14 protein-coding genes are annotated in these 23,180 nt (G+C 72.7%); 8 read left to right on the forward strand and 6 right to left on the reverse strand.

The features are described 5' to 3' along the window. A partial coding sequence (locus ACFWW9_RS39010; protein WP_390387585.1) for an SDR family NAD(P)-dependent oxidoreductase occupies window positions 1-8,646 on the reverse strand: 8,646 nt, incomplete at its 3' end. A 372-nt stretch (window positions 8,647-9,018) separates the two neighbouring features. On the opposite strand from ACFWW9_RS39010, the gene ACFWW9_RS39015 reads away from it, so the two are divergent. Continuing rightward, window positions 9,019-10,239: a nucleotide disphospho-sugar-binding domain-containing protein gene (locus ACFWW9_RS39015; RefSeq protein ID WP_390387586.1), complete on the forward strand. Its 1,221-nt coding sequence runs from the start codon at window positions 9,019-9,021 to the stop codon at window positions 10,237-10,239. Between the two features lie 40 nt (window positions 10,240-10,279). Here ACFWW9_RS39015 and ACFWW9_RS39020 read toward each other — a convergent pair whose 3' ends face one another. The 3 genes from ACFWW9_RS39020 to ACFWW9_RS39030 all read right to left on the reverse strand — a co-directional run bounded on the left by ACFWW9_RS39020 (window position 10,280) and on the right by ACFWW9_RS39030 (window position 13,128). Continuing rightward, entirely contained in the window at window positions 10,280-11,269 is a 990-nt protein-coding gene (locus tag ACFWW9_RS39020) for a ParB/RepB/Spo0J family partition protein (RefSeq protein WP_390387587.1), read from the reverse strand. A gap of 505 nt (window positions 11,270-11,774) precedes the next feature. Then, window positions 11,775-12,476, reverse strand: a complete 702-nt coding sequence (locus tag ACFWW9_RS39025; protein WP_390387588.1) for an HAD family hydrolase — start codon at window positions 12,474-12,476, stop codon at window positions 11,775-11,777. Between the two features lie 37 nt (window positions 12,477-12,513). Continuing rightward, window positions 12,514-13,128, reverse strand: a complete 615-nt coding sequence (locus tag ACFWW9_RS39030) for an NPCBM/NEW2 domain-containing protein (protein ID WP_390387589.1) — start codon at window positions 13,126-13,128, stop codon at window positions 12,514-12,516. 91 nt (window positions 13,129-13,219) lie between these two features. Between ACFWW9_RS39030 and ACFWW9_RS39035 the strand changes: the two genes are divergently transcribed. The 3 genes from ACFWW9_RS39035 to ACFWW9_RS39045 are packed head-to-tail and all read left to right on the forward strand — an operon-like array spanning window position 13,220 to window position 15,214. Continuing rightward, window positions 13,220-13,966, forward strand: coding sequence for a phosphatase PAP2 family protein (locus ACFWW9_RS39035; RefSeq protein WP_390387591.1), 747 nt, complete (start codon window positions 13,220-13,222; stop codon window positions 13,964-13,966). A 48-nt stretch (window positions 13,967-14,014) separates the two neighbouring features. Continuing rightward, window positions 14,015-14,755 carry a helix-turn-helix domain-containing protein gene (locus ACFWW9_RS39040; protein WP_390387593.1) on the forward strand — a complete coding sequence of 247 codons (741 nt, stop codon included), beginning with the start codon at window positions 14,015-14,017 and terminating at the stop codon, window positions 14,753-14,755. Window positions 14,756-14,803: 48 nt separating this feature from the next. Beyond that, the gene (locus tag ACFWW9_RS39045) at window positions 14,804-15,214 is read left to right on the forward strand and encodes a VOC family protein (protein WP_390387594.1); all 411 of its coding nucleotides are present in this window, start codon (window positions 14,804-14,806) and stop codon (window positions 15,212-15,214) included. 103 nt (window positions 15,215-15,317) lie between these two features. Here the strand turns inward: ACFWW9_RS39045 and ACFWW9_RS39050 are convergent, their stop codons facing one another. After that, window positions 15,318-15,743 carry a MarR family winged helix-turn-helix transcriptional regulator gene (locus tag ACFWW9_RS39050; protein WP_390387595.1) on the reverse strand — a complete coding sequence of 142 codons (426 nt, stop codon included), beginning with the start codon at window positions 15,741-15,743 and terminating at the stop codon, window positions 15,318-15,320. Window positions 15,744-15,781: 38 nt separating this feature from the next. Beyond that, on the reverse strand, window positions 15,782-18,769 hold the full coding sequence (locus ACFWW9_RS39055; protein ID WP_390387596.1) for a glycosyl hydrolase family 65 protein: 2,988 nt from the start codon (window positions 18,767-18,769) through the stop codon (window positions 15,782-15,784). Window positions 18,770-19,191: 422 nt separating this feature from the next. On the opposite strand from ACFWW9_RS39055, the gene ACFWW9_RS39060 reads away from it, so the two are divergent. From ACFWW9_RS39060 to ACFWW9_RS39075, 4 genes are all read left to right on the forward strand, one after another. Continuing rightward, entirely contained in the window at window positions 19,192-20,343 is a 1,152-nt protein-coding gene (locus ACFWW9_RS39060) for a S1 family peptidase (protein WP_390387597.1), read from the forward strand. Between the two features lie 84 nt (window positions 20,344-20,427). Beyond that, on the forward strand, window positions 20,428-21,411 hold the full coding sequence (locus ACFWW9_RS39065) for a zinc-binding alcohol dehydrogenase family protein (RefSeq protein WP_390387598.1): 984 nt from the start codon (window positions 20,428-20,430) through the stop codon (window positions 21,409-21,411). Between the two features lie 20 nt (window positions 21,412-21,431). Further along, complete coding sequence (locus ACFWW9_RS39070) at window positions 21,432-21,902, forward strand: GNAT family N-acetyltransferase (protein ID WP_390387599.1); 471 nt, start codon at window positions 21,432-21,434, stop codon at window positions 21,900-21,902. A 154-nt stretch (window positions 21,903-22,056) separates the two neighbouring features. After that, the gene (locus ACFWW9_RS39075; RefSeq protein WP_390387600.1) at window positions 22,057-23,166 is read left to right on the forward strand and encodes a ricin-type beta-trefoil lectin domain protein; all 1,110 of its coding nucleotides are present in this window, start codon (window positions 22,057-22,059) and stop codon (window positions 23,164-23,166) included. Window positions 23,167-23,180 lie beyond the last annotated feature (14 nt).

The following is a 23,180-nucleotide window of genomic DNA, read 5'->3' on the forward strand; positions in this document are numbered from 1 at the left end:
GCGCACGACGGCCAACACCTGGTGGCCGTTGCGTCGAGCGTCCGACAGGCGCTCGACGACCACGACGCCCACGCCCTCGGCCCACCCGGTGCCGTCCGCGGCCGACGCGAACGCCTTGCACCGGCCGTCGGCGGACAGCCCGTTCTGCCGGGAGAACTCCACGAACACCGTCGGCGTCGCCAACACCGTCACGCCACCGGCCAGCGCCAGCGACGACTCCCCGGAGCGAACCGACTGCACGGCCAGGTGCAGCGACACCAACGACGACGAGCACGCCGTGTCGACGGTGACCGCCGGTCCTTCCAGTCCCAGCGCGTAGGCGACCCGGCCGGAGATCACGCTGCCCGACCCGCCCGTGACGCCGAACCCGGCGGACTCCTCGGCGTCGAACCGCGCGCCGTAGTCCTGGTACATCGCTCCGGCGAACACGCCGGTGCTGGAGCCCTTCAGCGTGCGCGGGTCGATCCCGGCGTCCTCCAGGGCCTCCCACGCGGTCTCCAGCAGCAACCGCTGCTGCGGGTCCATCACCAGCGCCTCGCGCGGCGAGATCCCGAAGAACCCGGCGTCGAACCCGGCCACGTCGTCGAGGAACCCACCCGAGCGCGTGTACGTCTTGCCCACCACACCGGGCTCGGGGTCGTACAGGTCGTCGAGGTCCCAGCCGCGGTCGCCGGGGAACTCGCCGATCGCGTCCACTCCCCCGGCGACCAGGTCCCACAGCCCGTCCGGCGACGACACACCGCCCGGCAGCCGACACCCCATCCCCACGATGACCACGGGATCCGCGTCCACCACCGAGGCGGCCGCGACCGGTGCTGGAGCCGCCACTCCGGCGAGTTCGGCGACCAGGTGGTCGACCACGCGGTCCGCCGTGGGGAAGTCGAAGACCAGCGTGCGCGGCAGCCGGGACCCGGTCGCCGCGACGAGCCGGTTGCGCAGCTCCACGGCCGTCAGCGAGTCGAACCCGAGTTCGGTGAACGCCCTTGTCGGGTCGACGGCGTCGGGCCCGGCGTGCCCGAGGACGACGGCGGCTTCGGTCCGGACGACGTCCAGCAGCACCTCCCGCCGGTCGGCCTCGCTCTTGCCCGCCAGGCGGCCGGCGAACGACGTCGGCTCCGCGCGACGCGGGGGGACGAGCCCGGCCAGCAGCGGTGACCCCGGCTCGGCGGACCGCAGCGCCCGCGCGTCGAACCCGGTCGCCACCAGCAGCGCGTCACCGGTCCCGGCGGTGTCGAACAGCGCCAGGCCTTCGCGGAGCGCCAACGCGGGCAGGCCGCCGCTCGCCATCCGCCGCACGTCCGTGTCGGCCATCCCGGCGGTCATGCCCGTGCGCTCGGCCCACAGGCCCCACGCCAGCGACAACCCCGGCAGTCCGGCGGCCCTGCGGTGCTGGGCCAGCGCGTCCAGGAAGGTGTTGGCGGCGGCGTAGTTCGCCTGTCCGGCGCCACCGAGGACGCCGGACACCGACGAGAACACCACGAACGCCGACAGGTCCATCCCGGCGGTCAGCTCGTGCAGGTGCCAGGCCGCGTCCACCTTCGGCCGCAGCACCCGGTCGAGGCGCTCCGGCGTCAACGACTCGAAGACCCCGTCGTCCAGTACGCCTGCCGCGTGCACCACCGCCGTCACCGGGTGTTCCGCCAGCACGGCCGCGAGCTGAGCGCGGTCGGACACATCGCAGGCCACGATCGTGACGCGCTCGCCCAACTCCTCGCGCAACGCGGCAGCGCCTTCGGCGTCCGGACCTCGTCGGGACAACAACAGCAGGTGTCGGACGCCCTGTGCGGCCAGGTGCCGGGCGAAGTGCGCGCCCAACCCGCCCGTGCCGCCGGTGATCAGGACCGTGCCGTCGCCGAGGTCCAGCCGGTCCGCAGGAGCCGCGCGGCGCAACGACGGCACGAGGGCACGCCCACCACGGACCGCGACCTGGGGAGCAGCGAAAAGCGGTGGCACGTCACCGGAAGGGTCGTTCGGGTCGAGGTCGACGAGCGACACCCGGTCCGGGTTCTCGGTCTGCACCACGCGGATCAGGCCCCACACGGCCGCCTGGACCACGTCCGGCGACTCGCCCCCGGTGTCGACCGCGCCTCGGGTCGCCACCACCAGCCGGTCGGATCCGACGAGGCCTTGCCGAACCTCGTGCAGCAGGTGGTGGAGCACCGTCCGGACGCGGTCCGGCACGTCACCGTCGGCCTCGACCGGCGTGAGCACCCGGTGGTCGCCCTCGACGGTGTCCAAGGCCTGTTCGGTCCACTCCACGCGCAGGAGTGCCGTGCCCTCGGTCCGCGCGGCCACCTGTTCGGGCGTGACCCGGCGCAGCAGCAACGACTCGACGTGGGCGACGGGAACGCCTTGGGGATCGGTCACCCGCACCGACATCGCGTCCGGCCCGGCAGGCGCGATCCGGACGCGCAGCGCCGTCGCCCGGTGGGCGAACACCGTGACACCCCGCCAGGAGAACGGGAGTCGGGGCCGCGAGCCGTCCCCGAGGAAGCCGCCGAGCACTCCGGCGTGCAGCGCACCGTCCAACAGCGCCGGGTGGACGCCGAACCGGTCGACGTCCTCCCGCAGGACGACGTCGGCGAAGAGTTCGTCGCCACGCCGCCACGCGGCCGTGACGCCCCGGAACGCCGGGCCGTACTCCAGGCCGAGGTCGTCGAGCAGCGGGTACACGTCGTCGACGGCCGACGCGCCTACCGGCGGCCACACGTCGTCGTCCACCTCGACGGGGACGGCGGTGGGGCTGAGGTGGCCGGTGGCGTGCCGGGTCCAGGTCGGCGGGCCCTCGGGGCTGGAGTGGATCGTCACGGATCGGGTGCCGTCGGCGAGGTCCGGCCCGACGGTCACGAGCAGGCGGACACGCCCCTGGTCCGGCAGGAGCAGCGGCGCTTCCAGGACGAGTTCGTCCAGGCGACGGCAGTCGACCTCGTCGGCCGCGCGCAGGGCGAGGTCGACGAACGCCGTGCCGGGCAGCACGACCGTGCCCCACACGCGGTGGTCGGCGAGCCAGGGGAACGCGGCCAGCGAGACCTGGCCGGTCAGCACCACCCCCTCCGGCAGCGGCACGGCGGCTCCCAGCAGCGGATGCCCGGCCGGGGTCAGGCCCGCCGCGCTCACGGCCCCCGTCGTGGCGGAACCCGTCAGCCAGAACCGCTGCAGGTCGAACGCGTACGTGGGCAGCGGCACGAGACGGCCGCCCTCCAGCAAGGCCTCCCACGCCACGGGCACGCCCGCGACGAACGCCTCGGCCGCCGACGTGGCGAACCGGGCCAGGCCACCCTCGTCACGGCGCAGCGTCCCGACGACCACGGCGGACGACTCGCGGGCCTCCGCGGTCTCCTGGAGCGACGGCCCCAGCACCGGGTGCGGGCTGACCTCGACGAGCACCTCGACGCCCTGGTCCAGCAGCGTGGTCGTCGCCTGCTCGAACTCCACGGTCTGCCGCAGGTTCCGGTACCAGTAGGCCGCGTCGAGCCCGGCGGTGTCGACCAGCCCGCCCGTCACCGAGGAGCAGAACGGCACCTCACCCGCTTGCGGCCGCACCGACTCGAGCAGCCGCAGCAGTTCGTCCTCGATCCGCTCGACGTGCGCGGAGTGCGACGCGTAGTCCACCGGGATCCGGCGCACCCGAACGCTTTCGTCCTCGAACAACGCCTGAACCCGGTCGAGCGCCGCCGGGTCACCGGACACGACCGTGGACGTCGGACCGTTGACCGCGGCGACCGAGCACCCGGCTTCGAGCCGGCCCCGCACGTCCGCCGCGGGCAGCGCGACCGACAGCATCCCGCCGGACCCGGCCAGCGCCACCAATGCCTTGCTGCGCAACGCGACCACGCGAGCACCGTCGTCCAGGGACAGTCCACCCGCGACGCACGCGGCGGCGATCTCGCCCTGGCTGTGCCCGGCCACGAAGTCCGGCGTGACGCCCAAGGACTCCCACACCGCCGCCAGCGACACCATCACCGCCCACGACACCGGCTGCACCACGTCAACCCGGTCGAACACGCCGTCCTGGATGACCTGCGTCAACGACCAGTCCACGAACGCGGCCAACGCCCGCTCGCACTCGGCCATCCGTGCCGCGAACACCGGCGACTCCCGCAGCAGGTCACGCCCCATGCCCGCCCACTGCGCGCCTTGGCCGGGGAACACGAAGCCCACCGGTCCGGTCGCAGTGGCGGCACCCGTCACCACTCCTGGCGTGGGTGTTCCCGCGACCAGGGCGGCCAGCGACCGTTCGCGGTCACCGCCCAGCACGACGGCCCGCCGCTCCAGCCGGGCTCGCCCGGTCGCCAGCGTGAAGCCGACGTCGACCGGGTCAGGTTCCGCGGAAAGCCGCGCCAACAACCGTTCCGCCTGCCGCCGCACGGCCTCGTCCGTCCGGCCCGACAGCACCCACGGCACGACCGGCCCGGCCGACGCGGGGGCGGTCTGCTCGTCCGGGGCCTGTTCGAGGACGACGTGGGCGTTCGTGCCGCTCACGCCGAACGACGACACGGCGGCCCGCCGCGGTCGCCCGGTCTCGGGCCACGCCACGGCCTCCGTCGCCAGGGAGATCGCCCCGGCATCCCAGTCCACGTGCGACGACGGCTCGTCCACGTGCAACGTCCTCGGCACCAGCCCGTGCCGCAGCGCCAGCACCATCTTGATCACGCCCGCCACGCCCGCGGCGGCCTGCGCGTGACCGATGTTCGACTTCAGCGACCCCAGCAGCAACGGCCGCTCCCGGCCCTGCCCGTAGGTCGCCAGCAGGGCTTGGACCTCGATCGGATCGCCCAACCGCGTCCCGGTCCCGTGCCCCTCCACGACGTCGACCTCGGAGCCGTCGAGACCCGCGAGGGCGTCCCGGATCACCCGCTGCTGCGACGGGCCGTTCGGGGCGGTCAGCCCGTTGGACGCGCCGTCCTGGTTGACCGCCGACCCCTTCACCACCGCCAGCACGCGGTGTCCGTGCCGCCGGGCGTCCGACAGCCGCTCGACCACGACCACGCCGACGCCCTCGGCCCACCCGGTGCCGTCCGCCGCCGACGCGAACGCCTTGCACCGGCCGTCGGCGGACAACCCGCCCTGCCGGGAGAACTCCACGAAGATCGACGGCGTCGCCAGCACCGTCACGCCACCGGCCAACGCCAGCGACGACTCCCCGGACCGGACCGACCGCACCGCGAGGTGCAGAGCCACCAACGACGACGAGCACGCCGTGTCGACGGTGACCGCGGGCCCCTCCAGCCCGAGCGAGTACGCCACCCGGCCGGAGATCACGCTCGCCGATCCACCGGTCAGGCCGTACCCCGCCGTCTGCTCCGGGCCGAACGACGAGCCGTAGTCCTGGTGCATCGCGCCCGCGAACACGCCGGTGCGCGACCCCTTCAAGGAATGCGGGTCGATCCCGGCGTCTTCCAGGGCCTCCCACGCGGTCTCCAGCAGCAACCGCTGCTGCGGGTCCATCACCAGCGCCTCGCGCGGCGAGATCCCGAAGAACGCCGCGTCGAAGTCCGCCGCGCCGTCGAGGAACCCGCCGGAGCGCGTGGACGACGTGCCCACCCGCCCTGGCTCGGGGTCGTACAGGCCGTCCAGGTCCCACCCGCGGTCCGCGGGGAACCCGCCGATCGCGTCCACCTCGCCGACGACGAGGTCCCACAGCCCGTCTGGTGACGACACACCGCCCGGCAGGCGGCAGCCCATCCCCACGATGACCACCGGGTCGTCGTCGGCCGCGTCGGCGACCGGCGCGGGTTCGGGGTCCGCCGTGACGCCGGTGAGTGCGGCGAGCAGGTGGTCCGCGACGGCGGCGGGGGTCGGGAAGTCGTAGACCAGCGTGCGCGGCAGGCGTTCCCCGCTCACGGCCGACAGCCGGTTCCGCAGTTCGACCGCCGTGACCGAGTCGAACCCGAGGTCGTGGAACGCCTTCGCGGGCTTCACCTCGGACCCGTGCTCGTACCCGAGGACCACGGCGACCTCGGCGCGGACGGCGTCCAGCACGGCCCGTCGCCGCCCGTCCTCGTCCAGTTCCGCCACCCGCCGGGCCAGCACCGGGCCGTCGACCTCGGGCTCGAACTCCTCGACGGACTCGCGCAGCCAGAAGCTCCGGCGGTCAAACGCGTACGTGGGCAGGTCGACGGTCCGGCCGCCGGCCAGGAACTCCGTCCACGCCACCGGGACGCCCGCCACGAAGACCTCGGCGAGCGCGCGCAGCAGCGTGGCCTCCTCGTCGCGGTCCGCCCGCAGCGCGGAGACCGCCGAGGAGTCGACCACGTCGTGCACCAGGCCGGTCAGGACGCTGTCCGGCCCCAGTTCCAGCCACGTCGTGACCCCGGCGTCGGCCAGCGTCCGCAGGCCGTCGGCGAAGCGGACGGTGCGGCGGACGTGGTCCAGCCAGTACCGCGGGTCGCGCGCCTGCTCGTCGGTGAGGAACCGGCCGGTGGTGTTGGACACGACCGGGATCCGCGGCGCGTGGAAGGTCAGCCCGCGCAGCACGGCGGCGAACTCGTCGAGCATCGGCTCCATCAGGCGGGAGTGGAACGCGTGGGAAACGCTGAGGCGGCGGGTCTTCCTCCCCGCGGCGCGGAAGTGCTCCTCAATCGCGGGCAGGGCGTGCTCGTCCCCGGACACGACGACCGACGTGGGCCCGTTGACGGTCGCCAGGTCCAGCGAGGTCCCGGCCAGGTGGTCGAGCACCTCGCGCTCGGACGCGGCGACGGCGAGCATCGCCCCGCCCGGCGGCAACGCCTGCATCAACCGGGCTCGTGCGGCGACGAGGGCGCACGCGTCCGACAGCGAGAGCACGCCCGCCACGTGCGCGGCGGTGATCTCGCCGAGCGAGTGCCCGGTCAGGTGGTCCGGCGCGGGCAGCCACTCGCGGACGAGGGCGTACAGCGCGACCTCCAGCGCGAACAGGCCGGTCTGCGCGTACAGGGTCCGGTCGAGGTCGGGCCCCGCGAACACCACGTCCCGCACCGGTCGCTCGGCCCCCAGGTGCTCGTCCAGCGCGGCGCACACCTCGTCGAACCGCCGCGCGAACACCGGGAACCGGTCGTACAGGCCCCGGCCCATCCCGATCCGCTGGGACCCCTGCCCGGAGAACAGGACCGCGAACCCGCCGTCACGGGCCACCCCGGTCACCACTCGAGACGACGACTCCTCGGCGGCCACCGCCGCCAAGCCCGCCGCCGGGTCGCCGAGGACCACCGCGCGGTGGTCGAACAGCGTGCGGGAGGTCGCCAACGACCACCCGACGTCTCGCGGATCGGCGTCCACGCCGCCCAATCGCGAGGCCTGGTCGCGCAAAGCGCGCGGGGTCCGGGCCGACAACACCCACGGCACCACCGAGTCCACGGCGGCGACCCGGTCGGGCTCGACGGACTGCGGAGCCGAGGTCACGACCACGTGGCAGTTCGAGCCGCCCATGCCGAACGACGAGACGCCCGCCACCAGCAGGTCGTCCACCTCGGGCCAGGCGGTCGTCGCGGTGGGGACCCGCAGGTTCCAGTCGTCGAACCGGATGCGCGGGTTGGGCCGCTCGAAGTTCAGGCAGGCCGGGACCTCCCGGTGGCGCAGCATCAGCACGACCTTGAGCAGCCCGGCGATGCCCGCGGCGGCCTGGAGGTGGCCGATGGTCGTCTTGACCGACCCCACCAGCAGCGGGTGGTCGCGGCCCTCTCCCAGCACCGCGCCGAGCGCCTCGGCCTCGACCGGGTCGCCCACCCTGGTGCCGGTGCCGTGCAACTCCACGTACTGCGGCACGAGCCCCGCCCGCCGGTACGCGGCCTCCAGCACGGCCCGTTGAGCGCCGACGTCGGGAACGGACAGGCCCGCCGCCGAAGCGCCGTGCCGCACGGCGCTCGCGCGGATCACCGCGTGGACCCGGTCCCCGTCGGCCACGGCGTCGGCCAGCCTCTTGAGCACCACGAACCCGCCGCCCTCGCCGCGGACGTAGCCGTTGGCGCGCGCGTCGAACGTGAAGCACCGCCCGTCGGGCGACAGAGCGCCGAACCCGGCCTCCAGCAGCGCCGATTCGGCCGTGAGGTTGAGGTGCACGCCGCCCGCGAGCGCGAGCGTGGCCCGGCCGCCCAGCAGGTCCTCGCACGCGAGGTGGACGGCCGTGAGGGACGAGGACTGGCCGGTGTCCACGGTCAGGCTCGCGCCGTGCGCGCCGAGGAAGTGGGAGAGCCGGTTCGCGATGATCGACCGCTGCACGCCCGCCAGCGCGTGGTGGCCGACCGCACCGCCACGGGCCGCGCTCAAGGTCGCGTAGTCGCCCGCCATCGCGCCGACGTAGACGGCGACGTCGGTGTCGCGGACCGCCGCGGGCAGGATCCGGGCGTCCTCCAGCGCCTCCCAGCCCAGTTCGAGCGCCAGGCGCTGCTGCGGGTCGATCTCGTCGGCCTCGCGCGGCGAGATGCCGAAGAACTCGGGGTCGAACAGGTCGACGTGGTCGAGGAACCCGCCGCGCTCCGGCACCCCCGTGCCCAAAGCCGGCCGGTCGTCCGGTGTCGCGGTGACCGCGTCGGTCCCGGACCGCAGCAGCTCCCACAGCGCCGTCGGGCTCGACGCGCCCGGCAGGCGGCAGGACAGGCCCACCACCGCGATCCCGTCGCCTGCCACCGGTTCGGGACCTGGCACTGCCCCGTCGCCGCGAGTGGACACCGGGCCTCCTGTCAGCTGACGCAGTCGAAAAGCCTTGTGGGCACGCCGAAAGAACCCGTCGGTGCGGGCTCGTCCTGCGGTGGGTGGTCGGAACGCCGAGTGGTCGAACGCGGTGCGGCCGTCGTCGATGGCGGCCGGGATCCGCTGCGGTTCGGAGGTTAGGTCAGCGGCGGGGTCCGATCAATCCGTTGCCACGACAGGCAAACCCCTATCCCCGTTCAACCGCGCGGCCCACGCACTTGAACACCCCCGACACCCGCGAGCGGTTGCCCGCCAAGCGTTCCCGCCCTAGCTTCGGCGTCCGGGACCGGACCCGACCACTCCCCGCCGCGCGACGGCGACCCGCACTCGGCGCACGAGAGGAACCCCCTGATGCGCGTGTTGTTCGTCCCCTTCGACTACCCCACCCACTACCGCGAGCAGACGCCGCTGGCGTGGGCGTTGCGCGCCGCCGGGCACGAGGTCCTGGTGGCGTGCGGAGCCGTGCTCGGCCCGACGGTGTCGACCACCGGCATGGTGCACGCCGTGGTGGGCGACGGTTACGACACCTTCGCGGCGTACCAGGCCGTCGACTCGGAGATCCAGGAGGTCTTCGGCCGCAAGCTGACGTCCGAGGCGCTGGTCGACCTCACCGACGAGGAGCGGAAGAAGCTCCTGGAGATGATGTGGACGCCGTACGCCCGGTGCGCCGACGGGATGACCGGCGACCTCGTGCGGCTCATCCGGGAGTGGCGGGCGGACCTGGTGATCGCCGACCCGTGGATCTACGCCGCGCCGCTGGCCGCGCAGCTCACCGGCGTGAAGCTGGTGCGGCACCTGCTGGGCACGGACACCATGCGCTACATGGGCGCGGCCGGGCAGAGCGGCGTCCAGGAGGGCGACCCGCGGACCCGGTGGCCGTCGCCGCTGGTGCGGCTGTTCGACAAGTACGAGGTGGAGCTGCGCGACGAGTACGCCGACGCGGTGGTGGACCCGGTGCCCGCGTCCATGCAGCTCGACTTCGACATCCACCGGTTCCGGATGCAGTTCGTGCCCTACAACGGCCCCGGCGTGCGGCCCGCGTGGTTGCAGGAGGAGCCGGAGCGGCCGCGGGTGTGCGTGACCTGGGGGACGATGACCGGCGGGCTCAAGAGCCAGCAGCGGTTCCTGCTGCCGGAGGTCGTGCGCTCGGTCGCGAAACCCGGCCTCGACGTGGTCCTCGCCGTCACCGAGGGCGACGCCGAACGGCTCGGCGACCTCCCGGACGGCGTGCGGATCGCCCCGCAGATCCCGCTGCACCTGCTGCTGCCGAGCTGTTCGGCGATCGTCCACCAGGGCGGCTGCGGCACCATCCTCACCGCGGCCCGCTACGGCGTGCCCCAGGTGAGCATCCCCGAGGTCGCAGACCAGCCGCTGTACGCGGCGAGCCTGGCGGGCACCGGGGCGGGCGTCACGGTGGAACCGGACCGCGCGGTGGAGGCCGGTGACGCCGTGTCGAGCCTGCTCGGCGACAGCGACCACGCCAGGGCCGCGAAGGGCCTCCAGGCCGAGCTGCTGAGCCTGCCCACGCCCGCCGACATCGCCGCCCAGCTCGTCGAGTTCGTCGGGAAGTGACCCGTGGAGGGGTGCGGTGGTCGCCGCACCCCTCCCGCCGCTAGGAACGCCGCTTCTCCAGCCGTTCGGCCATGTCCCGCCACAGCGCGGAGTAGGCGCGCGCCAGCGACGCCGACGACTCCACCCAGTGCTCGGGCATCTCGTCCACGGCGTTCAGCGCGTTGCGGCTCACGTTCATCCACCCCAGCAGCAGGCGCCCCTTGTCGGAGTGCCGCATCGACGGGTCCTGCGCGAGCGTGGACAGCAGCGTCTCCGCGTCGTCCTTCAGCTCCCGCGGCGACCTGCCCCCGTCCTCGGTCCTGGTCTGCTCGACGACCGAGGGCCGGGGCCTGCCCCGTGAGGTCAGGACGTCCTCGCCCGCCGTCAGCCGCCGTTTCACGTCCAGCACGGTGTTCACCGAGACGCCGGCCTCCTGCGCGATCGACCGGGCGGACGCGGTCGGGCGGTCGGCCAGCAGGTTCCGCACGTGCAGCCGCCCGTCCGAGCCGTTGACCGGCCGCGACCGCCCGTCCTTGCCCAGTCTTCGGGTCGACAGCCCCACCGGGTCGCCGCTCTCCCGGCGCAAACCCCGGATCGTCGCGTCGGACAGGGCGGTGATCCCGGCGATCATCCGGTTCGACCAGTGCGCGTGCGACCGCAGGAGCCTCCTCGCCGCGACCGTCCGCTCGGCCCGCGACAGCGGCAACCCGTGCTGGGAGTTCAGCCGCACCGCGATGGCGAACGCGTCGTCGGCCGTTCCGGGGTAGAACGTGGCCCGGATCGTGCGCTCGCCGCGCAGCTGCGCCGCGCGGACCCGGTGCACGCCGTCGACGACCTCGCCCGTCGGCTCGTGGACCACGATCGGGGGGAGCGCGTCGACGACGGCGCTCAACGTCTGCACGTGCTCGATGTTCGCCTCGACCCCGCGAGGGGTCACGCCGAAGGTCAACGACCCGATCGGCACCGTTCTGGTCGGGCATTCGGCGAGTTGTCCCGCCAGCCACGCGGCCAGGTCGCCGCTGTCCTGCTCGAAGCCTGGTTCTCGGTTCACTCCGGGCCACCCCAAGGATTCAGCCTCCACAGGTCCACTCGCACAACCACTCCGGTAGATGAGCGCGACAATCCGTCCACGGGGAATTGCCCGGCGTCCGCACGGGTATCGCGCAAAAGAACGTCGAGCGTCCCGCGCGAATATCCGGGACACCGGCGTCACCGGGCGGAAGTACCTACCATCGGAGGTACCGGATCCACTCCGGCTGTGACAGCGACCGAGAGCGCGACCTGCCGCGCAGCACTGGCTTTCCGGGCATCGGTGTCCCACCGCATCGATGTCATGGAAGCCAGTATCCAGAACGGGACCACGACCTGCCAGAGATCACGGTCCGGATACATCGCCATCTGGCGTAAACCAGCCTTTACCGTCTTGAATGGCCATCCGCGAACACAGTCGGAACCCCTTTGTCAACGCGGAGAGGAGTGTTCTGGAACGCCTATTCCCGATCACGACACCGACTCGTGATACGCGATGGATATACCACGAAAGTGGTCTACCGGGATTAGGACTTCGGTCCGGCAGTCTTTCCGGCAGGATCCGCGGGACGGCGTGCCGGGGCGGACCTGACCTCGGCCAGACCGGCGAACCAGGCGGGCGAGACGACCACCGCCGGCGGTGCGGGGGTGGCGGTGCCGCGCTCGTGGTGGATGGTGTCGACGCCCGCGGCGCGCGCGGCGGCGAGGTCGTCCTTCGTGGTGCCGACGAACACGCACGACTCGACCGGGATGGCGGCGGCGTGGATCGCCGAGGTGATCAGGTCCGGGGCGGGTGGCAGGGCGGCGCGGTCCGCGTCGTTCCGCCCGGCCACGCGGCCGACGTGCGCGTCGAGGCCGTGCATCACCAGCAGCGCGCGCATGACCCGGACGTCCAGTGAGCCGACCACGGTGATGCGGGCTCCTCCCGCCGCCAGCTTCGCGAACGCGTCGCCGACACCGGGCGTGAGGCGGGCCGCGGCCACGACCTCGTGCTCGATCCGCCGCCACTGCGCGTACACGGCCTGTTCGGTGGCGGGGCCGATGGACGCCGCGAACGCCAGGACGACGAACGGGTCGTCGGTCCGCGCGACCTTCCTCGGCAACCGGTCCTCGGCCACCATCACCCGCAGCCGGTCGGCGACGGGCAGTTCCGGCAGGTGCTCGACCACCGGCCCGTCCAACGCCACCAGCACGTGATCACGGTCCTTCAGCAGTTCCTCAGCGCTCACGATGTCCCCCTTGGCTTCCAGCATGCCAGGAGTCGGCTCACCGGGTGACGAGCGTCGGCCAGACCCAGGCCGCCTTCACGTCCTCGCAGACCGCGGTCGTGGTCTCCAGGGTCATCGTCCGCTTGCCGGCGACGTCCGCGTCGAGGTCCTCGGTGCGCGCGACCGGAACGGTCCTGGTCGCGACCCGGACGCCGTCGACGACCACCGAGAAGGTGACCGGCGTGCCGCTGGGCTCGTCGTCCACGCTGACGCGGGCGGTGAAGGTCGTGTAGGAACCGCCGAGGTCGTAGGTCTCCGCGACCACCGCGGGGACGCCGGTCGAGCAGAAGTGCCGCGCCACCTTGATCCTCGCGTCCTTCTGCTGGTCGACGGTGTCGGTCTCGTCGTTCAGCACCGGCGTGCTGTCCGGCGTGAGGTCGAACAGCGGCACCCGGCCCGAAGGCGGCGAACCGGCCGACGTCCGGGGCGCGGACGGTTCCCCCGTCTGGCTCGCGACCAGTCCGACGACGGCGGCCGCGACCAAGACGACGACGGCCGACAGCCGCACCACGACGACCGTGAGGTTCCCTCCCGCCTGGTAGACGGTGCCGGACTCCGCGGCGACCGCCGACTGGTGGGAGGCGCCCGGATCGGGGCGAGGCTCGTGCTCCACGAGACGATCCTGCCGTGTGGTCCCGAAGTACGCCCGCACTTGTGCGGTCGACGCCGGTCGCGACCGAGGGGTGATCCGCTACGGTGCCCGGATGACCGACCCAGCACCGGATCCGCGGTCCGGCGACCTGCTCGACCGGGTCCGGTCGAGTCGCCTGTGGCGCGGGGTGGGCGAACTCGTCCTGCTCGGGGCGGCGCTCCTGGTCTTCACCCTCCTGCACGCCGCGATGACCACCGACGTCTCCGTGCCGACCGCGAACGCGCTGTCCTTGCAGGCGTTGGAGAAGACGCTCCACCTGGACGTCGAACTCGCGATGAACCGGTGGCTCACCGACCACCCGGCCCTGGTCCTGCCCGCGGTGTACTACTACCGCCTCTACTACCTCGCGCTCGTCGGCGTCCTGGTGTGGACCTACTTCCGGCACCCCGAGGTCTACCGGAAGGGCCGTCGGGCGCTGCTCGTGATGGTCGCCCTCGTCCTGCCGGTCTACTGGGCCGTGCCGATGTCGCCGCCCCGGTTCTCCCTGCCGGGCGTCGTCGACGTCGTGGCCCAGCACTCCCCCATCGGCAACCACGCGCCCCAGGCGACCGGCGGCCAGGTCCTGTACTCGGCCATGCCCAGCATGCACACCGCGTGGTCGCTGTGGTGCGCGTACGTGGCCTGGTCCGCGCTCCGGACGTCCCACCCGCGTCTCGCGCCGCTGCCCTGGCTGTTCCCGCTCGGCATGGTCGCGACCGTGCTCACCACGGGCAACCACTACGTGCTCGACCTCGTCGGCAGCGCGGTCCTGGTCACCGTGTCCGTCGCCGCCGCGTCAGCACATCACCGCGGGCACTAGTCGCTCCGAGCTAGAATGCCGGACGTGGCGCTCGACCGGTTTGAGGACATGCCAGGGCTCGAGTACCGGGTGTCGGACTCGCCCTACGTCGAGGGCGTGTACCGGGTGGGGCCGAGCGGTGTGCGTGGCGGTTTCGCGCCGGAGCGCATGGTGTCGGTCGTGAACTCGAACTGGGAACTGCTGGTGTGGGCGTCGAACGGCGTCACCACCGTGTCGGTCCGCGGTCCCGAGACCCGGCCCACCGTGGTCCCGTTGGGCGGCGGGCTGGACAGCACCTTCGGCGTGATCTTCCGGCACGGCGCCTTCCTGCGGAACCTGCCCGTGGGAGGGCTCGTGGACGGCAGCGTGTCGAGCCCGCACACGACGCCGCGCTCCTTCGTGCTGCAGGGAGACGAGTGGGAGATCCCCACCTACGAGAACGCGGAGACGTTCGTGGAGCGCCTCGTCGGCGCGGGGCTGCTGGTGCGGGACCCGTTGGTGACCGACGTCGTCGCCGGGGAGCGGCCCTTGCTGGTCACACCGCGCTCGGTGCAGCGCCGGGTCGCCGCGGCCACGGGCCTGACGCAGGGCACGATCCGCCAGATCGAGCGGGTGCGGCAGGCCGCGATGCTGCTGCGGCAGGGCGTGGCCGCGACCGAGGTCGTGCACCTGGTCGGGTACCACGACCAGCCGCACCTGGCGCGGTCGCTGACCCGGTTCGTCGGGCGGACGGCGACCCAGCTGCGGACACCCACCACCGACGAGATGATGTCGCTCCTGTACAAGACCGAGGTCGAGGTGCGGCCGTAGGTTCGAGTCAGCCGGAAGGGCCGGCCACGAGAACCGAGGAGCACCCCAGTGACTTTCAAGCAGATCTACGTCAACCTGCCGGTCAACGACCTGGACGCGAGCACGTCGTTCTACGTGGCGCTGGGTGGTGTGCCCAACCCGCAGTTCACCGACGAGACGTCCGCGCAGTTCGCCCTCAGCGAGGCGGTGATCGTGCAGGTGATGACGCACGAGCAGTTCGGCCGGTTCACCTCGCGGCCGGTCGCCTCCGGTGCGATCGAGTCGATCCTGGCGCTGCCCGCCGAGTCGAAGGAGGACGTCGACCGGCTGGCCGACGCCGCGCTGAAGGCAGGCGGGTCCGAGCCGCGCCCCGCTCAGGACATGGGCTGGCTGTACAACCGCGCTGTGGACGACCCGGACGGCCACAGCTGGGAACTGCTCTCGTACGACCCGTCGGCGATGCCCGGCGCGCCCGAATGACCCGGAACGACGAGGGGCGCGGGCGGGTGATCCCCACCGTCCGCGCAGTGCCCGCCCGCCGAACGGTGTGGTGCGGGTAGCGGAACCGGTCGGCGGCCCCGCCCTAGCCCGCTGAGGCGAGGACTTTGCCCAGCAACCGGTGCAACTGCTGCTGTTCCCGCTCGGCCAGCACGGTGAACGGCGAGTGCGCGTAGGTCGTGGCCAGCAGCCGGGCACGGGCCTCCTCGCCCGCCTTGGTGAGCACGAGGGTGCGGACCCGGCCGTCCTCGGGGTGCGGGGCGCGGTGGGCCAGGCCCTTCTCCTCCAGCTTCGCGCTGATGAGGGTGATGTTCGACGGGTCGCACTGGAGGCGGACGGCGAGCTGGCGCAGCGACCGGGGTTCGGCGGCGGGGTCGAGCAGCCACAGGAGGTTCGCCTGGGTCTCGGTGAGCCCCTCGGCGTCCACCACGCTCCTGGTCATCCCGACCACCAGCCCGCTGAGGCTGATGAGCTGCTCGACCAGGCGCGCGTTCGTCTCGTGCGTGCTCATGGCCCGAGCGTACTGGTTGAGCGGCTCAGCGATTCGGGCTAGCGCGCGAGCACCTGGACCCGGTCGAGGGCGAGCGTGCCGGAGGTGAGGCGCACGCCGATCGCGGGCGACCACGCCGCCCGCTGCTCCGGGGTGACCGCCGTGGCGTAGGGCGCGGTCCGGAGCAACCGCCACGTGGCGCCGTGGCCGAGCCAGCTCGTCATCGTGGTCGCGCCGAACACGACGGCGATCCGGTCGCCGGGCGCCCACGTCACGTCCGCGCAGCACCCGCCCGTCGCGCCCTCGCCGAAGTCCCGGCCGCCGACCCGCACGTCGACACCGGAGGTGCGGGACTTGTTGTTGTACCAGGACAGCACGAGGTCGTCCGGCCCGGCGGCGAGCCCGGCGAGCACGCTGTCCTCCGGGGACGCGCCGGTGAACGACGTGGGCGTCAGGACCACCGCGACGTCACCCGCCGGCGCCCGCACCGGCGCGACGAGCACGGCGGAGGACTGGCGGGACGCGGCGGTCGCCGTCAGCGACCCTCCCGACACCCCCACCACCGGGGCGGGTTCGCCGAAGCGCCCGCCGACGCGGTAGTCGGCGAGGGTGTCGAAACCGTCGTCCCACACGACCTTGCCGAAGTCGGCCGGGTCGAACACGGCCTCGGCCTGGACGACGTCCCCGCTGGCGCGGCCACCGGACGTGGGGACGAGCAGCCGCAACGGGGCTCGGGTGCCGGGGGTGAGCGAGGTCGGGGCGTGGACCTGCCAGCGCAGTTCCGCCGGACGGCCGGGGGTGACGACCCTGGGGGCGACCGGGGCGGCGGTCCACCCGGCGGGCAACTGGAGTTCGGGGCGCACGGTCAACGGTGTCGTCGTGCGCACGGTCGCCCGGACCTCGGTGGTGCCGCCGGACTTCACGTGCAGCACGCCGTCGTCGGGGGTGCGGAACGCGGCGGTGACCCGGCTGTCCTCCGGTCGCCACGACTGGAGGGCCGTGATGCCGACGGCTCCCCCGTCGTCGCGCTTCGGCCGCACGCGCAACGCACTGGTGAGCACCGGCGGATCCACCACGACCCGGCTCAACTTCCCCCGCTCGGGTTTCGCGACTCCGGGCAGCGCGACCCACGACCCGTCCGGCGCGCGGTAGTCCACCGCGACCGCGTCGGGCGTGCGCACGCCCCCGCCGTCGTCGTAGAACGCCATCCGCACGTCCGACACCCGTGTCGGCGCGCCGACGTCGACGGCCAGCCAGTCCTCCCGGTTGGGGCTGCCGTAGGTGGTCCACCGGGTCGAGGGCGTGTCGAGGTGGAAGTCCTGGCCGTCCACGGCGTCGGCCGGGCTGTCGCCGGACCACGTGTAGGAGGCCGTGGCGGTGGCGGCGTTGGCGAGGTCGTCGACCAGCGGGGTCACCGCGGACCCCTTGCCCTGCTTCACCTTCACGTCCACCGGCCGCAGGTCGGCCTGCCGGTGCACGAGGTCGCCGTCGACCCACACGCGCAGGCCCGCGCCCTTGCCGTAGGTCTTGCCGTCGCGGTCCCACACCACCGACAGGTTGCGGCCGTGGTACGGCACGTTCTCCACCGCGAAGTGGTCCCAGCCGTCCGGCACCAGCGGCGACAGCCGGACGGCGTCACCCTGCTGCGGCCGGATGCCCAGCAGTCCGGAGAGCACGAGGTCGTTGAACGTGGAGTGGTTGTAGTCCTCGCTGTGGCCGCGGCCGTCGTAGAGCCACCGGTCCTCGTCGGGGTGGTGCGCCTCGGCGACGTACGGGGAGCCGTTCTTGCGCTGCGTGGCCGCGTAGCCGCGCAGGACGTCGTAGTAGTCCTGCCGGTCCACGGCGGACTGCGCCGGGTAGTCCGCGAGCAGGTTCGCCAACGCCGTCAGCGTCTGGCTCGTGGCGTACGGCCAACTCGGGCCGTCCCACCGGCAGCAGCCTTGCAGGGCGTCGTGCATGAACCACGGGCTGCGGCGCTCCACGGTCGTCGGCCCGAACGGCGCGGCGAACCCGGCCGGGTCGGTGAGCTGGGCCCACGCCGCGGAGTTCGCGGCGGGCGCCATGTGGAAGTACCACGGGATGAAGCCGATCTCCTCGCGGTCCGCGAGCTTGGTCCGGCCGGGGTTCTCGTCGCGGGCCACGTGCTTGTAGAACTTGCCGTCGGCGTCCCAGAGACGACTCTCCACAGCGGACTGGAGGGCCTTGGCGTCGCGGTCGTAGCGGTCGGCCGTCCGCCGGTCGCCGTTGCGGCGCAACAGGCTCGCGATGGCCTTGGCGTCGCCGTACTGGTAGGCGTTGAGGGTCGGCCGGAAGCCCGCGCCGCCGTGGTAGGGGTCGTCGCTCTGGTAGGACGACGCGGTGTACTCCATCGCGTCCCACACCGGGACCTGCCAGTACAGGCCGAGGTCGCGGTCGAACTGCGGCGACCAGGCCTCCCATTGCTTCTCCAGCTCCGGCAGCCGGTCCACGGCGTAGTCGAACCGGCCGTCCACCGACGCCCGCGCGACCACCGCGTCGGCCGCCCAGAACGAGTACTGGTGGGCCCAGTCCGTGGTGTTCTCGTTGAGGAAGTCCACGGCGGGCTTGGGTCCCGCGCCGCTGCCCTTGAGCCAGTAGTCCAGGTAGTCGTCCAGGTAGCGGGTGTCGCGCAGCCACCGGCCCTCGTAGACGTGGTGGCCCGCGGCGGCGGAGATCCCGCCGCCGGGAGCGGAGTAGCCGACCGGGCCGAGGAACTCCGAGACGATCCAGCCGTCCTCGGGGCCGGTGTACTTCAACGCCTCCTTGTAGGTGCGCCAGCGGTAGTAGTACGTGTCCTCGATCGTCTTGTCCGGCAGGTCGACGAACGGGATGTTGGCCTCGTACCAGTCCGGCTCGACGAACCCGGCCAGCTTCGCCCGGTGGTCGAGCAGGTGCGTGCCCCGACCGACCTCCGGGTACAGCGGCGCGGCCGTGGCCGGGGCGGCGGCGGCCTCCGTCCCGACCACGCCCGCCGCGGCGAACGCGAGCGCGACGCCGAGCGCGCCGAACCGGACTCGCTGATCGGGCACGGGTACCCCCAAGGTCGTCGGACTCCACCGCGAGCGCCCAGGGAACGCGGCGCCGCGCTACCACCGGGATGTTTATAGCTGTCCGGATACAACGTTGTAAACAGGCATCGCGAGGGGATCTTGTTCAGCCTTGTCGAGTCTTGACGGGGTCCGACCCGACCGTTTCGGCCGCCGTCCCGCCCGGTTCCGGCCCGAACTGGTCCGGACCACTGCCCGTTCGGTCAGCGACCACAGAGTTCGGTCCACGGGGATTGACGGGAGCGCCCGACCGTTGCGACAGTGGCCCACAGGGAAGTGGGAGCGCTCTCACCTCCCTGTCGGCGCCGTCGCCACCCGCCCTGGTCGCGGAGCCGTGCTCGACCCCGCGACGCACGAACCCTCCTTCGCTGTCGCGGGTCCCTGCGTCGCACCGAAGGAGAACCATGCGCTGTAGCAGGATGACCAGGGTCGGCATGACCGGCCTGCTGGTCGTGGGGATGGCACTCGGCCTCACCCCCACCTCGTCCGCCGCTCCCGCTCCCGCCGAACCCGCCCTCTCCCCCGCCATGGTCCAGGCGATGCGCCAAGACCTCGGCCTCGACGAGCAGCAGGCGAAGACCCGGATCCGCCAGGAGGCCACCGCCACGAAGATCGCGTCCGACGCGACCACCGCGGCCGGTGACGCCTACGGCGGCAGCTGGTTCGACGCCGCCAAGGGCAAGCTGGTCGTCGCCCTGACCGACCAGGCCAAGGCCCGCGCCGTGCGGGCCACCGGCGCCGAGACCACGACCGCGACGCACTCCGCGGCCAAGCTCGCCTCCGTCAAGAGCGGCATCGACGGCCTGTCCAAGGCGAAGGCCGTGCCCGCGGGCGTCAGTGCCTGGCGGGTCGACGCCCGGCAGGGCGGTGTCGTCGTGGACGTCCAGCCCGGCGCGTGGAACGCCGACGTGGACGCGTTCCTGGCCACCGTCAAGAAGACCGGCCCGGTCATCGTGAACACCGAGGGCGTCCAGGCGCCCACGACGTTCGCGGCGGGCACGGTCGGCGGCGACCCGTACTACGTCGGGCCGTACCGCTGCTCCATCGGCTTCTCCGTGCACGGCGGCTACGTGACCGCCGGGCACTGCGCCGCGGGTGACGGCGTCGCCTACGGCTGGGACCGCTCCTACCAGGGCAACTTCGCGGGCTCGTCCTTCCCCGGCAACGACTACGCGTTCGTCCGCACCGGGGGCGGCTGGTGGAACGTGCCCGTCGTGCTCGGCTGGGGCCAGGTCAGCGACGCGCTCGTGCGCGGCTCGTGGGAGGCGCCTCCCGGCACGTCCGTGTGCCGCTCGGGCTCGACCACGCACTGGCACTGCGGCGTGATCCAGGGTCGCAACGAGACGATCAACTACGCGCAGGGCGCCGTCTACGAGATGGTCGGCACCAGCGTGTGCGCCGAGGGCGGCGACTCCGGCGGCTCGTTCATCACCGGTGACCAGGCCCAGGGCGTCACCTCCGGCGGGTACGGCAACTGCTCCAGCGGTGGCCGCACCTGGTTCCAGCCGGTCAACGAGATCCTCAGGGTCTACGGCCTGACCCTGCTCACCGCGTAGCGGAGTGGTGGCGGGCCGTCCTGCGGGCGGCCCGCTACCCTCGGTCCACTTGGAACGGTGCTCCGCCGTTCACCACGACTGCGAATGGACAGCGGCACAATGCGCGCGATCGTGCTCGACGCACCCGGACCGCCCGAAGCGCTCGCGATCCGCGAGCTGCCGATCCCCACCGCGGACCACGGCCGGGTCCTCATCCGGGTGAAGGCGTTCGGGTTGAACCGCTCCGAGCTGCACACCCGGCTCGGCCTGGCCGACGGCGTCACGTTCCCGCGCGTGCTCGGCATCGAGGCGACCGGCGTCGTGGAGAGCTGCCCCGGCGGCGAGTTCCCGGCCGGCGCGCAGGTCGTGGCGATGATGGGCGGCATGGGCCGGACGTTCGACGGCGGCTACGCCGACCACACCCTCGTGCCCGCGTCGCAGGTCATCCGGTTCAGCAGCCACCTGCCGTGGTCGACGCTCGGCGCGGTCCCCGAGATGCTCCAGACCGCCTACGGCGCGCTGACGGTCGGCCTCGGTGTCCAGAAAGGACAGTCGCTCCTCGTTCGCGGTGGCACCGCGTCGGTCGGCATGACCGCCGCCGTGCTGGCCAAGCGGCGGGACATGACCGTGTTCGCCACGACCCGCAACCCCGCCAAGGCCGCCGCGTTGACCGCGCTCGGCGTCGACCACGTGCTCGCCGAGGACGGCGACGTCGCCGCGCAGGTCAGGGCGATCCTGCCCGAGGGCGTCGACGCGGCGTTGGAACTGGTCGGCACGCCCACCCTGCCGGACACCCTGCGCGCCACCGCGGTGGGCGGCACGGTGTGCTTCGCCGGGATGCTGTCGAACGTGTGGACCGTGCCCGACTTCTACCCCATCGGCTACCTGCCGCGCGGCGTGCGGCTCAGCGCCTACGGCGGCGACGCGAGCGACCTGCCCGCCGAGGTGCTCCAGGAGTTCCTGGAAGCCGTCGCGGCGGGCTCGGCCGTCGTGCCGATCGACCGCGTGTACGAGTTCGACCAGATCGTCCAGGCGCACACCAGGATGGAGGCGGGCGAGGCCACCGGGAAGATCGTCGTGGTCACCTAGGCGCTGCTAGGTTCCTCCGCATGGACGTGGTGCTGCGCCCGATCGAGGCGACCGACGACGACGTGCTGTTCGAGCTGATGCGCGACCCCGAGTCGGTCCGCACGGCGGCGTTCACCGCGAGGGACCCCGACGACCGCGAGGCGTTCGACGCCCACCGGGCGAGGATCAGGGCCCGCACGGACGTCACGGAGTGCGCGGTGGTCCACGGTGGACGTCTCGTCGGCAGCATCGCGTGCTTCGTGGTCGAGGGCGACACCGAGATCACCTACTGGATCGACCGCGCCGTGTGGGGTCAGGGCATCGCGAGCCGCGCGCTCGCCCTCTTCCTCGACCTGGTCCCGACGCGTCCCCTGCACGCCAGTGCCGCCAGTGACAACGCGGGCTCGCTGAAGGTCTTGGGGCGCGCGGGCTTCGTCGTCGTCGGCACCGGCACCGGCTACGCGAACGCGCGGGGTGCCGAGATCGGGGAAACCTTTCTCCGCCTCGACTGACGCCCGCCGCGGAAATGGCCCGTTCGGCGGTAATGCCGAAGCGCGGGCTGACAACCCGGACAGAACCGTTGACACCACGCCCTTTTCCATTCGATGGTGAGATCGATCGGGCGAACGCGAACTCTCCGTCAACGGTGAAGGAGAAGGATCCGGCATGCGATGGAACCTCAGGCGGCTGGGCGCGGCGGCGCTAGCGGTAGCACTGGCCACCGGGATGTCGGTGGCCTCGACGGTGCCCGCGGTGGCCGAGTCGAACGGCGGCGTGCGGGTGATGCCGCTCGGTGACTCCATCACCGACGGCTTCAACGTCCCCGGCGGCTACCGGATCAACCTCTGGCAGCGGATGGCGGCGGCGGGCCAGACCGTCGACTTCGTCGGCTCCGGCTTCAACGGCCCGGCGAACCTCGGCGACCACGACCACGAGGGCCACTCGGGCTGGCGGATCGACCAGCTCGACGCGAACATCGTCGGCTGGCTCCAGACGTCCGCGCCGCGCACGATCCTGTTGCACATCGGCACGAACGACATGAACCAGAACTACGACATCGCCAACGCCCCGGCCAGGCTGTCGGCGCTGATCGACAAGATCCGCCTGAACGCCCCCGCGGTGGAGCTGTTCGTCGCCCAGATCACGCCCGAGAGCGACGCCACGCTCGAGTCGCGCGTGCAAGCGTACAACGCGGCCGTGCCCGGCATCGTGGCGCAGAAGGGGCCCAGGACCCACCTCGTCGACATGCACTCCGCCATCACCACGGCGGACCTGGCCGACGGCGTGCACCCCAACGCCGCGGGCTACGACAAGATGGGCGCGCGCTGGCACTCCGCACTCCAGTCGGTGCCCGGCAGCCTCACCCCGATCGCCACGCCGCCGGTGGGCACCGAGGTGCTGCTGGCCAACCCGCAAGCCAACCGCTGCCTGGACGTCAACGGCGCTTCCACGGCCGACGGCACCCAGCTGGTGATCTTCGACTGCCACGCGGGCGCGAACCAGCGCTGGACCCGGACCGCGGCGGGCGAGCTGCGCGCGTACGGCACCCACTGCCTGGACGTGAACGCCAACGGCACCGCGAACGGCACGAAGATCCAGCTGTACACGTGCAACGGCACGTCGGCGCAGAAGTTCACCTTCAACACCAACGGCAGCGTCGTCGGCGTGGGCTCCGGCAAGTGCGTGGACGTCACGTCGAGCGGCACCGCCAACGGCACGCTGGTGCAGCTCTACACCTGCAACGGCACCGGCGCCCAGCGCTGGTCCACCCGCTGACCCCGTCGTGGCGG

The organism is Umezawaea sp. NPDC059074, from assembly GCF_042738955.1.
Classification (GTDB): domain Bacteria; phylum Actinomycetota; class Actinomycetes; order Mycobacteriales; family Pseudonocardiaceae; genus Umezawaea.